At 70.0% G+C, this 14,265-nt stretch carries 14 protein-coding genes; 10 read left to right on the top strand and 4 right to left on the bottom strand.

Translation table 11 applies throughout. From position 1 onward, the window contains the following. The first annotated feature begins 31 nt into the window (after positions 1-31). From OL599_RS16200 to OL599_RS16170, 7 genes are read left to right on the top strand one after another with little or no spacing between them, the layout of a single operon-like run. Positions 32-1,657 (top strand): ABC transporter substrate-binding protein, encoded by a 1,626-nt coding sequence (locus OL599_RS16200; RefSeq protein WP_264714868.1) that lies wholly within the window; start codon positions 32-34, stop codon positions 1,655-1,657. Between the two features lie 20 nt (positions 1,658-1,677). Beyond that, positions 1,678-2,649: an ABC transporter ATP-binding protein gene (locus tag OL599_RS16195; protein WP_264714867.1), complete on the top strand. Its 972-nt coding sequence runs from the start codon at positions 1,678-1,680 to the stop codon at positions 2,647-2,649. Further along, positions 2,646-3,626, top strand: a complete 981-nt coding sequence (locus tag OL599_RS16190) for an ABC transporter ATP-binding protein (protein WP_264714866.1) — start codon at positions 2,646-2,648, stop codon at positions 3,624-3,626. The genes OL599_RS16195 and OL599_RS16190 overlap by 4 nt, the downstream gene beginning before the upstream one ends. Next, the gene (locus OL599_RS16185; protein ID WP_264714865.1) at positions 3,626-5,185 is read left to right on the top strand and encodes an ABC transporter substrate-binding protein; all 1,560 of its coding nucleotides are present in this window, start codon (positions 3,626-3,628) and stop codon (positions 5,183-5,185) included. The genes OL599_RS16190 and OL599_RS16185 overlap by 1 nt, the downstream gene beginning before the upstream one ends. Then, a complete protein-coding gene (locus tag OL599_RS16180) occupies positions 5,185-6,120 on the top strand; it encodes an ABC transporter permease (protein WP_264714864.1) in 936 nt (311 codons plus the stop codon). Before OL599_RS16185 ends, OL599_RS16180 begins: the two co-directional genes overlap by 1 nt. A 1-nt stretch (position 6,121) precedes the next feature. Beyond that, positions 6,122-6,991: an ABC transporter permease gene (locus tag OL599_RS16175; RefSeq protein WP_264714862.1), complete on the top strand. Its 870-nt coding sequence runs from the start codon at positions 6,122-6,124 to the stop codon at positions 6,989-6,991. 19 nt (positions 6,992-7,010) lie between these two features. Continuing rightward, positions 7,011-7,745 carry a glycerophosphodiester phosphodiesterase family protein gene (locus OL599_RS16170; protein WP_264714861.1) on the top strand — a complete coding sequence of 245 codons (735 nt, stop codon included), beginning with the start codon at positions 7,011-7,013 and terminating at the stop codon, positions 7,743-7,745. 29 nt (positions 7,746-7,774) lie between these two features. Here the strand turns inward: OL599_RS16170 and OL599_RS16165 are convergent, their stop codons facing one another. Next, complete coding sequence (locus OL599_RS16165) at positions 7,775-8,986, bottom strand: Zn-dependent hydrolase (protein WP_264714860.1); 1,212 nt, start codon at positions 8,984-8,986, stop codon at positions 7,775-7,777. 252 nt (positions 8,987-9,238) lie between these two features. After that, positions 9,239-10,750, bottom strand: coding sequence for an ABC transporter substrate-binding protein (locus OL599_RS16160; RefSeq protein ID WP_264714859.1), 1,512 nt, complete (start codon positions 10,748-10,750; stop codon positions 9,239-9,241). Between the two features lie 97 nt (positions 10,751-10,847). Between OL599_RS16160 and OL599_RS16155 the strand changes: the two genes are divergently transcribed. Continuing rightward, entirely contained in the window at positions 10,848-11,306 is a 459-nt protein-coding gene (locus tag OL599_RS16155; RefSeq protein WP_264714858.1) for a YaiI/YqxD family protein, read from the top strand. A 52-nt stretch (positions 11,307-11,358) separates the two neighbouring features. Here OL599_RS16155 and cysK read toward each other — a convergent pair whose 3' ends face one another. Next, entirely contained in the window at positions 11,359-12,360 is a 1,002-nt protein-coding gene (cysK, locus tag OL599_RS16150; RefSeq protein ID WP_264714857.1) for a cysteine synthase A, read from the bottom strand. Positions 12,361-12,432: 72 nt separating this feature from the next. Between cysK and OL599_RS16145 the strand changes: the two genes are divergently transcribed. Together OL599_RS16145 and OL599_RS16140 are read left to right on the top strand one after the other, a co-directional pair. Beyond that, positions 12,433-12,882 carry an Rrf2 family transcriptional regulator gene (locus OL599_RS16145; RefSeq protein WP_264714856.1) on the top strand — a complete coding sequence of 150 codons (450 nt, stop codon included), beginning with the start codon at positions 12,433-12,435 and terminating at the stop codon, positions 12,880-12,882. Positions 12,883-12,992: 110 nt separating this feature from the next. Continuing rightward, positions 12,993-13,634 carry a peroxiredoxin gene (locus tag OL599_RS16140; protein ID WP_264714854.1) on the top strand — a complete coding sequence of 214 codons (642 nt, stop codon included), beginning with the start codon at positions 12,993-12,995 and terminating at the stop codon, positions 13,632-13,634. Positions 13,635-13,714: 80 nt separating this feature from the next. On the opposite strand, the gene OL599_RS16135 is transcribed toward OL599_RS16140, so the two are convergent. Beyond that, positions 13,715-13,924, bottom strand: coding sequence for a hypothetical protein (locus OL599_RS16135; protein WP_264714853.1), 210 nt, complete (start codon positions 13,922-13,924; stop codon positions 13,715-13,717). Between the last annotated feature and the right edge of the window lie 341 nt (positions 13,925-14,265).

Genomic DNA, 14,265 nt, shown 5'->3' with positions numbered 1-14,265 from the left:
GGGCGCCCGCGCAACCATCACGGAGAATACAATGAGCAGGATCAGCCGCCGTCAGGCCCTGGCGCTGGGCGCTGCCGCCGCACTGCCGCGCATCGCGATCGCCCAGGGCGACGACCGCCCCACGATCACCATCGCGGTCCAGCGCATCGCCAACAGCAACACGCTCGACAGCCTGCGCGAGCAGTCCAATGTCGGCGAACGCACCAGCCTGATGTTCAACGAGCGGCTGATCGACCTCGACTACCGCGGCAATCTCGCCCAGGTGCCGAGTCTCGCCACCGCATGGCGCCGCATCGACGACACCACCGTCGAGCTGAAGCTGCGGCCCGGCGTGAAGTTCCACAACGGCGACGACTTCACCGCGGAGGACGTGGCCTTCAGCTTCGGCCCCGCCCGCATGTTCGGCGAGACCCGGCCCGTGGTGAACGGCCAGACCCTGCCGGTGGCGTTCAGCGCCATCGTCGGCCAGGGCGCGAAGAAGGTGCCGGACGAGATCCCGCCCGTCGCCCGCCGCCTCTGGCCGGGGCTCGACCGCGTCGACATCGTCGACCGCCACACGGTGCGCTTCGTCAACGCCACCCCGGACGTCACGCTGGAGGGCCGCCTCAGCGCGCTCGGCAGCGAGATCGTCAACCGCCGTGCCTACGAAGCCGCACCCACCTGGCTCGACTACGCCCGCAAGCCCGTCGGCACCGGGCCTTACCGGATCCGCGAGTTCCGGCCGGACACGCTGCTGGTCCTCGACGCGCATGACGCCTACTGGGGTGGCCGCCCGCCGATCCGGACGCTGCGCCTGGTGGAAGTGCCCGAGGTCTCCTCGCGCATCAACGGCCTGCTGTCGGGCGAATACCAGTTCGCCTGCGACATCCCGCCCGACCAGATCGTCGCGGTGGAACGCAACCCCGCTTTCGAGATCCAGGGCGGCACCATCCTGAACCACCGCATCACCACGTTCGACAAGCATCACCCGCAACTGCGCGACCCGCGCGTGCGCCTCGCCTTCGCCCACGCCATGGACCGCCAGGCCATCATCGACGGCCTGTGGGCCGGCCGCACGCGCGTTCCCGCGGGCATGCAGTGGGAATTCTTCGGCGACATGTTCGTCAAGGGCTGGACGGCGCCGGAATTCGACCCGGCGAAAGCGCGCCAGCTGCTCAAGGATGCCGGCTACAAGGGCGACCCCATCCCCTACCGCCTGCTCAATAACTACTACACCAACCAGCTCCCGACCTCGCAGGTCCTGGTGGAAATGTGGCGCCAGGTCGGGCTCAATGTCGAAATCACGATGAAGGAGAACTGGACGCAGATCCGCGACCGTTCCAGCCCGCGCGGCGTGCGCGACTGGTCGGCCGGCGCCACGTTCAACGATCCCGTCGGCTCCATCGTCTCCGGCTTCGGCCCGAACGGCGCCGCCCAGCAGGCGGGCGAATACGACAACGCCGAGTTCAGCCAGCTCTGCGTGGTTCTGGAGACCAGCGCCGACCGCGCCCGCCGCCACGCCGCCTTCGCGCGGATGCTGGCGATTGCCGAGCGCGAAGACCCCGCCTACACGATCCTCCACCAGAACGCGGCCTTTACGGCGAAGCGGAAGGATATCAAATGGAAGGCGGCTCCGTCCTTCGCCATGGACTTCCGGGCGAGCAACTTCTCCCTCTGACCTCGGCAGATGCCGTCTCGATGGCAGATACACTGGTTTCCATCCGCGACCTGCGCGTGGCGTTCGGCGGCGTCCCCGCGCTGCGCGGCGTGGATCTCGACGTGCGCCGGGGCGAGGCGGTGGGGCTGGTGGGCGAGTCCGGCTGCGGCAAGTCCGTCACCTGGCTCGCCGCCCTTGGGCTGCTGCCGGCGAAGGCCGCCGTCGCCGGCCAGGTCCTGCTCGACGGCCAGGACCTGCTGGGCGCATCGCCCGCGACCCTCGACCGCATCCGCGGCGGCCGCATCGCCATGATCTTCCAGGACCCCGCAAGCGCCCTGAACCCGGTCCACCGCGTCGGCCGCCAGGTGGAGGAGGCGCTGCGCCTGCACCGCGGCATGGCCGGCCCGGCCGCGCGCGCCGAGGCCCGCCGCCTGTTCGACCTCGTCGGCATCCCCGATGCCGGCCGGCGGCTCGACACCTATCCCCACGAGATGTCGGGCGGCCAGAACCAGCGCGTCATGATCGCCATGGCGCTCGCCGGCCAGCCGGAGTTGCTGGTCGCCGACGAGCCCACCACGGCGCTGGATGCCACCATCCAGGCGCAGATTCTCGACCTGCTGCGCCGGCTGCAGGCCGAAACCGGCATGGCCCTGGTGCTGATCAGCCACGACCTCGGCGTGGTCGCCGACATGTGCAGCCGCGTCGGCGTGATGTATGCGGGCCGCGTCGTCGAGCAGGCCCCGGCCGGGGCGCTGTTCACCCATCCGGCCCATCCCTACACCGTGGGCCTGCTCGGCGCCCTTCCGGACATGGTCGGCCCCCGCCGCCGCTTGTCCGCCATTCCCGGCGGCGTCCCAGAGCCCTGGAACCTGCCGCCCGGCTGCGCCTTCGCGCCGCGCTGCGACCATGCCTCCCCCGCCTGCGCCGCCGCCGTCCCGGCGCTCCAGCCCGCCGGCGACCGCCACCTTGCCGCCTGCATCCGCGTCAACGCCCGCGCGCCGGAGCCGGCATGACCGACCTGCTCGAACTGGCCGGCGTCTCCCGCGTCTATGCCAGCCGCCGCGGCCTCATCGGCCGCGCCGTCGCCGTCCGCGCCGTCGATGACGTCTCGCTCCGGCTGGCCGCCGGCCGCACTTTGGGCATCGTCGGCGAATCCGGCTGCGGCAAGTCCACCACCGGCCGCCTCGCCCTCGGCCTCGAACGGCCGGACCAGGGCATTGTCCGGTTCGAGGGCGAGCCCATGCCCGCCCCGGGCAGCCCGGTGTGGCGCCGCCTGCGCGCCCGCATGCAACTGGTTTACCAGGACCCGCTGGGCGCGATGGACCGGCGCCTCACCATCGCCACCCAGATCGAGGAGCCGCTGGTCATCCACGACATCGGCAACGCCGCCGAGCGCCGCGATCGCGTCGCCGCCTTGCTGCGCGACGTCGGCCTGCGCCCCGACCATGCCGCCCGCCACCCGCACGAACTCTCCGGCGGCCAGCGCCAGCGCGCCGTCCTGGCCCGCGCCCTGGCCACCGACCCGGCGCTGCTGGTCTGCGACGAGCCGGTGTCGGCGCTGGACGTCTCCATCCAGGCCCAGGTCGTGAACATGCTGACCGACCTGCAGCAGGCCCGCGGCATCGCCATGCTGTTCATCAGCCATGACCTGAAAGTGGTGCGCCAGGTCAGCCACGAGGTCGCGGTGATGTATCTCGGCCGCACCGTCGAGCAGGGCGACCCCGAGGCGATTTTCGCCGACCCCGTCCACCCCTATTCCCGCGCCCTGGTCTCCGCCATCCCCGTCCCCGGCGCCCGCAGGCGCGAGCGCATCGTGCTGACCGGCGACCCGCCCAATCCTGCCGACCGGCCAAAAGGCTGCGCCTTCCATCCACGCTGCCCGGTTGCGGTCGCCGCCTGCCGGGTCGAGACTCCCGCTTTGCAGACTTTGCCGGACGGGCGCGAGGTCGCCTGCCACCTCGCCCCCGGCACGATCAGAAAGGCCGCCTGATGCCCCCGATACCCCGCCGCCTCGTCCTCGCCGGTGCCGCCGCCGCCACGCTGCCGCGCTTCGCCATTGCCCAGAGCGACAACCGCCCGACCATCACCATCGCCGTCCAGAAGATCGCCAACACCGGCGTGCTGGAGCCGTTGCGCGAGCAATCCTCCAATGTCAGCGAACGCTGGCTGGGCTCGATCATGGAAACCCTGATCGCCCGCAACCAGCAGGGCCAGCTCGAACGCGTCCCTGGCCTCGCCACCGAATGGCGCCGGATCGACAACGCCACCGTGGAGCTCAAGCTCCGCCCCGGAGTGAAGCTGCACAACGGCGACACCCTCACCGCCGAGGACATCGCCTTCTCGTTCGGCCCCGAGCGCATGTTCGGCAAGGACCTCCCCGCCGACATCCCGCCCATCGCCCGCCGCCACTGGCCCGCGTTGGCGAAGGTCGAGATCGTCGACGCGCTCACCGTCCGCTTCGTCAACGCCACGCCCGACGTCACCATGGAAGGCCGCCTGTCCGCCGGCGGCAGCGAGATCATCTCCCGCCGCGCCTGGCTCGAAGCCGGCAACTGGCAGGCCAACTCCCGCCGCCCCGTCGGCACCGGCCCCTACAGGCTGCGCGATTTCAAGCCGGATTCCATGCTGATCCTCGACGCGCATGATGAGTACTGGGGCGGCCGGCCGCCGATCCGCACGCTGCGCTTCCTGGAAATCCCCGAAGCCGCCTCGCGCATCGCCGCCCTGCAATCCGGCGAGGTCCAGTTCGCCTGCGACATCCCGCCGGACCAGATCGGCGAGGTCGAGAAGAACCCGGCCTTCGAGGTCCAGGGCGGCCCGGTCCTGAACCACCGCATCGTCACGTTCGACAAGCACCACCCGGCGCTGGTCGATCCCCGCGTGCGCCTCGCCATGGCCCATGCGGTGGATTGCCAGTCCATCGTCGATGCGCTGTGGGCCGGCCGCGCCCGCGTGCCGGCCGGGCTGCAATGGGAATTCTACGGCGACATGTTCATCAAGGGCTGGCACGTGCCCGAACACGACCCCGCCCGCGCCCGCCAGCTTTTGAAGGCGGCCGGCTACAAAGGCGAGCCGATCGCCTACCGTGCCCGCAACAACTACTACACCGCCGAGATCGCCACCGCCCAGATCCTCGCGGAGTCCTGGAAGGATGTCGGCCTCAACATCCAGCTCGAAGTGAAGGAGAACTGGGGCCAGGTGCTCGACAAGGCCGGCCCGCGCGGCCTGCGCGACTGGTCCAACTCCGCCGTGTTCGACGACCCCGTATCCTCCATCGTCAACCAGCACGGCCCCAACGGCGCCCAGCAGACCAACGGCGAGTGGACCAACGCCGAGATGAACCGTCTCTCCGTCGAGCTCGAAACCAGCACCGACCGGCCGCGCCGCAAGCAGATCTTCGCGCGCATGCTGCAGATCTGCGAGCGCGAAGACCCCGCCTATATCGTGCTCCACCAGAACGCCGTGTTCACCGCCAAGCCGAAGGCCCTGCCCTGGCGCGCGCCGCCCTCGTTCTTCCTCGACTTCAGCAGCCGCAACTGGAAGACCTGATGCTCCGCTTCCTCGGCCTGCGCCTCGCCCGCGCCGCGCTGACCATCGGCCTCGTCGTCACCTTCGCCTTCGTCGTGCTGCGCCTGTCCGGCGATCCCGCGTTGATGATCATGAGCCCGGAGGCGCCGGCGGAAGCCATCGCCGCCTTCCGCCACGCCTGGGGCCTCGACCAGCCGATCTGGGCCCAATATCTGCGCTATTTCGGCGCCATCCTCCACGGCGAGCTGGGCCAGTCCATGCGCGACGGCCGCCCGGCCATCCAGCTCGTCGCCGAGCGCATCCCCGCGACCCTGGCGATCACCCTCCCGGCCCTGCTGGTCAAGGTCGGCCTGGGCATTCCCGCCGGTATCCATGCCGCCCTGCACCGCGACTCGCTCACCGACCGGATCGTCATGGCCGGCGCCGTCGCCGGCTTCACGGTGCCCAGCTTCGTGCTCGGCCTGCTCCTGGTGCTGCTGTTCGCGGTGCAGCTGGGCTGGCTGCCCTCCGGCGGCCAGGAGAGCTGGCGCAGCGCCATCCTGCCGGTGATCACGCTCGGGCTCGGCGGCGCCGGCATCCTCGCCCGCTTCACTCGCAGCGCCATGCTGGAAGTGCTGGGGCAGCCTTATATCCGCACCGCCAGCGCCAAGGGCGTGCCCTGGCGCGCGGTGGTGCGCGGCCACGCCCTGCCCAACGCCGCCATCCCCACCGTCACCGTCGTCGGCTTCATGGTCGGCAGCCTCATCGCCGGCGCCGTGGTGGTCGAGAGCGTGTTCAGCTGGCCTGGCGTCGGCCGCCTGCTCGTCGTCGCCGTCGCCAATCGCGACCTCGCCGTGGTGCAGTGCATCCTGCTGCTGGTTGCCGCCACCATGGTGTTGTCCAACCTGATCGTGGACCTGCTCTACGGCGTGCTCGACCCGCGCCTGCGCAGCCAGGCCGCGGCGGGGGCGCACTGACATGTCCGCGACCACCCTTGCCACCGTGCCCCCCCTGCCGCGCCGGCACGCCCGCGTGCCTACGCTGGTCGCCGTCGCCATGGCCTGGATCGTCGCCATGCTGGCCGTCGCCCTGCTGGCCGAGACCATCCGCCCCTACGGCATCACCGCGCTCGACCTGCGCGCTCGTCTCACCCCGCCCGTCGGCTTCGGCGGCACCGCCCGCCACCTGCTCGGCACCGACGAACTCGGCCGCGACGTGCTCAGCCGCCTCATCGTCTCCATCCGCATCAGCCTGCTCATCGCCTTCGGTGCCACCGTCATCGCCGCCACCGTCGGCACCACGCTCGGCTTCCTCGCCGCGCATTTCCGCGGCTGGGTCGAGCAGCTCGTGCTGATGCTCATCGACTTCCAGGCGAGCATGCCCTTCCTCATCCTGGCCTTGTCGGTGCTCGCCTTCTTCGGCAACTCGCTGCCGCTGTTCGTCGCCCTCATGGGGCTCTATGGCTGGGAACGCCACGCCCGCATCGCCCGGGGGCTGGCCATCGCTGCCAACGCCCAGGGCTACGCCGCCGCCGTCCGCCAGCTCGGCGCCAGCCCGTTGCGCATCTATCTGCGCCACGTGCTGCCGAACATCGCCTCCACCCTCATCGTCTCGGCCACCCTGTCCTTCCCCGAAGTGGTGCTGCTCGAAAGCGGCCTCTCCTTCCTCGGCCTCGGCGTGCAGCCGCCGATGACCAGCCTCGGTAACATGGTCGGCTATGGGCGCGAGTACCTGACCCGCGCGCCCTGGATCCTGCTCGCCCCCAGCGCCGCCATCGTGCTGACCACCCTGTCCGTGAGCCTGCTGGGCGACTGGCTGCGCGACCGCCTTGACCCGACCCTGACCTGAAAGGAGGCGCGCCGGCGCCATGACAACCCGCATCGCATCCCACCGGGGCGGCGCCCTGCAATGGCCCGAGAACGCGCCCACGGCGTTTCGCAACACCGCGCAGCTTCCCGTCGATCAGGTCGAGTTCGACATCCACCCCACGTCGGACGGCGAGATCGTGGTGATCCACGACGCCACCCTCGACCGCACCACCAGCGGCACCGGCCCGGTCGCCGCGCGCAGCCTGGCCGAGCTGCGGGCGCTCACGCTCAACGGCGCGCCCGGCGACCGCATCATGACGCTGGCGGAGCTCACCGCCCTGTTCGCGCCCACCGCCATCACGCTGCGCATGGAGGTGAAGCCGGACCACGAGCACCGCCCCTATCCCGGCCTGCTGCCCCGCGCCCTCGCCGTCCTCGATGAAGCGGGCATGCGCGGCCGCACCGTCGTCACCAGCTTCCAGGCCGACATCGTCGCCGAAGCCGTCGCCATCGGCGGCCTCGCCGGCGCCATCTGGCTGGTCGCCCCGCATGTTCAGGACGATATCGGCCTGGGCGGGATCGCCGCCGTCGCCGACGAGATCGGCGCCCGAGCCGTCAGCCTGCGCCAGAACCGGCTGGACGCCCTGATTCGCGACGAGCTTCGCGCCCGCGGCCTTGCCGTCGGTGCCTGGGCCGTCAACGACGACGACGCCATCCGCAAGGTGCTGAAGCTCGGCGTCGACGTGTTCACCACCGACCGCCCCAGCCGCGCCCTGGAACTCCGGGGCCGCTGAAGCGCCCCGGAGAAGCGGCCAGGCCCGGCCTACCCCGCCAGGATCTCCGCGACGGCAGCCGCCAGCACTTGGCAACCCAGCACGATGTCGTCGTCGGCGGTGTCCTCGGTGTAATGGTGGCTGATGCCGCCGATGCTCGGCACGAACAGCATCGCCGCTGGCATCACCCGCGCCAGCTGCTGCGCGTCGTGCCCGGCGCCGCTGGGCATGCGCTGGTGCAGGCCGGGCGCGTAGCGCTCGGCGGCGCGGTCCAGTGCCGCCTGGAACCCCGGGTCCATCGTCTTCGGGATCGAGCGCGAGATGTTCTCCAGAACGGCCGTGCACGGCCCTTGATTCGCCTCCGCCACCAGTTCCTCCAGTGTCGTCTCCAGCCGCTGCAGCACCTCGGGATCGGCGTCGCGGAACTGGAACAGGATCTCGGCCCCGCCGGGCACGATGCTCGGCGCGCCGGGGGTCAGCGCAATCCGCCCCGCCGTCCACACGGATCGCGGCGCGGCCACGTCGGGGAACCGCCGTTCGATGGCCGACAGCAGCTTCACCGCCGCCACGCCGGCATCCTTGCGGATCGCCATGCGCGTGGTCCCCGCATGGTTCTGTACGCCCGCGATCACCACCCGGTACTGCCAGATGCCGACGATGCTGGTCACCACGCCGATCTTCCGCCCGGTCGTGTCCAGCTCATCGCCCTGCTCGATATGCGCCTCCAGGTAGCCGACGTAACGTCCGGGCTCGAACGCCGCCCGCCCTCGCCCCGCCAGCCCCGCCTGAGCCAGCGCGTCCCGCAGCGGCGTTGCGTCGTACCGATTGCGCGCCGCATCGATGTCCGCCTCGCTGAGGTCGCCGACATGGGACCGGCTGCCCAGGAACGACACGTAATGCCCTTCCTCGTCCGCCCATGACACCACGTCCACGCCGCGGCCAAGCGTGCGCGCCACCTCCAGCCCGTACATCACGCCCAGTGCGCCATCCAGCCACCCCGCATGCGGCTGGGTCTCCGTATGGCTGCCCAGCAGCACCCGCGGCCCTTCACCGGCGCCGCGCCCGATCACGTTGCCGATCCCGTCGATCTCCGGCTCCAGCCCCGCCTCGCGCATCCGCTCCGCCAGCCAGCGCCGACTGTCCATGTCCACCGGCGAGAAGGTCGGCCGATGTACCCCCGTCTTGTAGGTGCCGAATTCGCGCAGGCGATAGAGATCGCCGAGCAGGCGTTTGCCGTCGATGCTGACGTTCGAAATGGACATGCACTCTTCCTCAGTTCTTCATCCGTATGCCGCTCAGGCACGACTCACGTTCCACGGCGGCGACATCAAGCAAGCGAAGGGGACACGGAGAACACCGAGGTCCACAGAGGACACAGAGAAGGAAGGCGGGAAGGAGGCGGGCGCAGTGTTCGCAGTTTTTTGGCGCGCTGCGCGCGAAAATCCTGCTTCTCCGTGGCCTCTGTGGACCTCGGTGTTCTCCGTGTCCCCTTTCCTTCCTTCCACCCGGCGCCCCTAGTTCCGGAACCGAACCCCCTGCGGCCGCATCAGCCCGTCAGGCATCGGCGCGAAGCCTTCCACCTTGTCGCTCAGCCCCCATAGCCAGGTGAAGTGGAACAGCACCATGTGCGACCGGTCCTGCGTATAGATGTCGGAGATCTGGCGATACACCGGCACGCGCTGCGCCGGATCGGTGATTGCCGCACCCTTCACGAACAGCGCGTCCAGCGATTTGTTGCAGTACTGCCCCCAGTTCACGAACCCGCCGCAGGACATCCAGATCGTCGAATTCCCGTCCGGATCGGGCCGCCCGCTCCAGATCACCATCGCCGCCTGATAGTTGCCCGCCTTGGTCGAGGCCACCAGCGATGCCGATTCCCGCTGCTCGATCTTGATGTCGAACCCGGCTTCGGCCGCCATTGCCTGGATCACCTGCCCGATCTGCCCGTTCACGGGGTCGTTGCCGACCAGGAAGGTGAACGCCACCCGCTCCACGCCCGCCTCTTTCAGCAGCGCCTTGGCGCCCGCCACGTCGCGCGGCGGCACCGGGTGCGCGGGGTTCCAATAGCGGCTGCCCGGCGCCTCGGTCTGGTTGCTGGGAACATACAGCCCTTCGAACACCACCTGGTTCAGCGCCGCCCGGTCGATCGCCTTTTCGAACGCCGCGCGCACGCGCGGATCGCGGCCAAGCGGCGTGTCGGCGGCCGGCCCATGCGCCACGTTGAACGAGATCAGCTGGTAGCCCAGCGACGGCGACGTCGCCAGCCGCAGCTTCGGGTTCGCCTTCACCGCGGCCACGTCGGTCGCGGCCAGCCGGTTGACGACGTCGATCGCCCCAGACTGCAGGTTCACCAGCCGCACCGTCGAATCCACGATCGTGCGGAACTCGATGCGGTCGAAATGAATGGCGCTCGCGTTCCAGTAGCCGGGAAAACGGTCCAGCACGATCCGGTCCTGCGCCACCCGGCTGGTGAAGCTGAACGGCCCGGCGCAGACCGGATGCGCCGCGATCTCGTCGGATGACTTGGTCAGGATCTTCGGCGACAGCGGCGTGCCCGGCCGGTTCGCCAGCAACGACAGCAGCGGCGCATACGGCGTCGACAGGCGGATGCGCAACGTCAGCGGGTCGAGCACGTCGACGCCGGTGATCGGCTTCAGCTCGGTCTTGCGGATGCTCTCCGGCGCGCTGCGATAGCGTTCCAGATTGAGCCGCACCGCCTCGGCATCCAGCGGCGTGCCGTCCTGGAACCGCACCCCGTCGCGCAGATGCAGCGTCAGCGACAAGGCGTCTTCCGACCATTCCCAGCGCGTCGCGAGCTGCGGCACGAAGTTCAGCTTCGCATCGATATCCAGCAGCTGGTCGCACATCGAGGTGAAGACGATGCGGTCGGTGTAGCTGCCGTTGCGCGCGGTATCGAGCACATCCGGATCGAACTCCAGTCCGAATCGCAACGTTCCCGCCGCCTGGGCCCCGCCCGCCGCCATCAGCAGCCCAAACCCGCACGCCAATCCCAGAATCCGCCGCATCCCACCCCCCTTGAACACTCGCTGGTCAGCGAAGGGCGATGCAAGCACGATGCACCGCACCGGCGCCATAGGGGTTGGCGCCACCAGGAGGCACGGCGTGAGCGAAATCTATGTCGACGGGGATGCCTGTCCGGTGCGCGAGGAGGTCTATCGCGTGGCCGGCCGGCTCGGGCTCGTTGTCCACGTCGTCTCCAACGGCTCCCGCCCCATCCGCCCGCCGGGCCTGCCCAATGTCCGCATGGTCACCGTGCCCGAGGGCCCGGACATCGCCGACGACTGGATCGCCGAACGCATCACCGCCGCCGATGTCTGCGTCACCGCCGACATCCCGCTGGCCGCGCGCTGCCTCGCCAGGGGCGCCCAGGCGCTGTCGCACACCGGCAGGCGCTGGACCCCCGACAATATCGGCAGCGCGCTGGCGGGGCGCGAGATCAACCGCCATCTGCGCGAGATCGGCGCCGTCACCGGCGGCCCGGCGCCCCTGGGCAAGCAGGACCGCTCCCGCTTCCTCTCGGCGCTCGACGCCGCCGTGCAGGCGGCGCGCCGGCACGGCTGACGCCACCGGGCGCCACAGTCCGTGCCGTTCCGCCGTGGCCGGAAGCCGGACGCTACATTCCCGCGAACAGCGGCGTTGACAGATAGCGCTCGGCGAACGACGGCGCGATGGCCACGATCAGCTTGCCGGCATTCGCCGGATTGCGCGCCAGTTCCAGCGTCGCATGCAGCGCCGCGCCGGACGAGATGCCGATCGGCAGCCCCTCGGTGCGTGCCGCGCGGCGGCAGGCGGCGATGGCGTCGCGCTCGCTCACGCGCATCACTCCGTCCATGAGGTCCATGTCCAGCACGCCGGGTCGGAATCCCGGCCCGATGCCCTGCAGTCCGTGCGGCCCGGGCTCGTCGCCGGACAGCACGGCGCTCTCGGCCGGTTCCACCACGAACACCTGCAGGTCGGGGCGGCGCGGCTTCAGCGCGCGGGCGATCCCGGTGATCGTGCCGCCGGTGCCGGCGCCGCCAACGACGATGTCGACCTTCCCCTCCGTGTCCGTCCAGATCTCCTCGGCGGTGGTCGCCTCATGGATGGCGGGATTGGCGGGGTTGTCGAACTGCCGCGGCATCCACGCCCCCGGCGTTGCCGCCACGATCGCCTCGGCGCGGGCAATGGCCCCGGCCATGCCCTGCCGCGCCGGCGTCAGCTGCACGTCGGCCCCCATCAGGCGCAGCATCTTCCGCCGCTCCGTCGATGCCCCTTCGGGCATGCACACTACCAGCTTGTAGCCCTTGGCCGCGGCCACGAAGCCCAGCGCGATGCCGGTATTGCCCGAGGTCGGCTCCACCAGCACGGAGCGGCCGGGATGAATGGTTCCCTCGGCCTCGGCCGCCTCCACCATGGCCAGCCCGATCCGATCCTTCACCGACCCCAGTGGATTGAAGAACTCCAGCTTCAGCACCACGTCGGCCAGCAGCCCCTCCTCGGCCGAGATGCGGGGGATGCGCACCAGCGGGGTGGCCCCGATCGTCTCCAGGATGCTGCCATGGATGCGCCCGCGCGCGGGCGTGGGTCCTGCGAAGGGGGCGGAGGCGGCCGTGTCTCGGCGTGTCGTCTTTTGCATGGCGACAGTGTATCACAACGCGCGATCGTGATTTAATACCCCGCTACCGACAGCGAACAGGGCAGGAGAACAATGCTGATCCGCAGAGACCGCGCGATGGTCGCGGTGACCGTGATGCTCGACGTCGCCTTCCACGGCGGCCGCGCGGCGACGGTCAGCGCCGCCGACATCGCCGAGCGGCTCGGCCTGGCCCGCCGCGGCATGGAGCCACTGCTGCAGGCCCTGTCGCGCGCCGGCCTGCTGGAAAGCCTCCGCGGCCCCCGCGGCGGCTACCGCCTGGGCCGGCCCCGCCGCGACATCCGCCTCTCCGACATCGTCGCGGTGGCCACCGCGGACGACGCCGACGCCCAGGAAGGCCCCACCGGCCGGCTGCAGGCCGCCGTCATCGACCGCCTCTGGAGCGAGCTTGAGGACGCCGCCCGCAACCAGCTTTCCACCCTCACGCTCGACGACCTGCTCCGCCGCGCCACCGCCGCGGGACTGCGGCGCCCCACGGCGGAGCCGATAAACTTCGCGATCTGATGCGCGCAATGCTGCAATATCTGGTTCTCAACCGGCGCGGACTCGCGATGATCTCGTGAACCAAGGCGCAAAGGCGCCCGAACATGAGGCGCCATAACAGGAGCAGAAGCATGACCATCCAGCTCGGCCAGATTGCCCCCGACTTCGAACAGGACACCACCACCGGCCGGATCTCGTTTCATGACTGGCTCGGCGATTCCTGGGGCATCCTGTTCAGCCACCCCAAGGACTACACCCCCGTTTGCACCACCGAACTGGCCGAAGCCGCGCGGCTCAAGCCGGAATGGGACAAACGCAACGTGAAGGTGATCGGCCTGTCCGTCGATCCCGCCGACAGCCACCAGGGCTGGGAGAAGGACATCGAGGAGACCCAGGGCCAGGCGGTCAACTTCCCTGTCCTCGCGGACGCCGACCGCAAGGTCTCCGACCTCTACGGCATGGTGCACCCTGAAGCCGACCCCACCATCACCGTCCGCAGCGTGTTCGTGATCGACCCGAACAAGAAGGTCCGGCTGATCATGACCTATCCGCCCAGCACCGGGCGCAACTTCGCCGAGATCGTGCGGGTGGTGGACAGCCTGCAGCTCACCGACGCGCACAAGGTCGCCACCCCCGTGAACTGGACCGATGGCCAGCCGGTGATCATCGTCCCCAGCCTGTCCGACGCCGACGCGAAGGCGCGCTTCCCGAATGGCTGGAAGACGCTGAAGCCCTATCTGCGCGTCGTCGACCAGCCGCCGCTGCCGCGCTGACATCATCCCCCGGGGGTTCAACAGACCACCGGCCTATCGAAGGGCGCCGCCACCGCGACGTGGCGGCGCCCTTTGCGCATTCAAACGCCGGTCGCAAGGATCAGCACGGTTGCGGCGGCGATCGCCGCTGTCGTCCAGACCGCCTCGCGCAGGGTCAGCTTCAGGTCGCCCGCGTTCAGGCTGGTGTCAGGCAGGCATGATCCATGCACGCCGCAATCCTCCGGGGCCTCCCCCGCATCGTCACGGACGTCTGTCCGGCCGCCGCAGGCCTGCGGGTAAGGCGCAATCATGCGTGCATTCCTTATTTCACGTTCAATAAAAGGTATTCATATCGGTCGTCTGAGCACAAGACGTAAATTGCGGATCGCGCGCAGGACCCGACCATGGCGCCGCCGGACTCGCTGCCTCCCGCCTCGCCGACCGCTGCGCCAATGGCTCCCTGCGCATCACCACCCGTCAGGGCCCCGATTTCACGACTCTGTGAAGGGCAATCTCAAAATCACAATTTCCGCGATCAACAGCACCCGGCCCGCTGCGGCGACGTCGCCCGCTACACCACGGCCGCCCCGGCGAGGGTTCCGGCCGGTTCTGCAGCCACCCCGGCCCACAGGCGCTGCCCGCACCTCACATG

Source organism: Limobrevibacterium gyesilva (assembly GCF_025989185.1).
Taxonomy (GTDB): domain Bacteria; phylum Pseudomonadota; class Alphaproteobacteria; order Acetobacterales; family Acetobacteraceae; genus Limobrevibacterium; species Limobrevibacterium gyesilva.
This window is presented reverse-complemented; position numbering and strand designations above follow the sequence as displayed.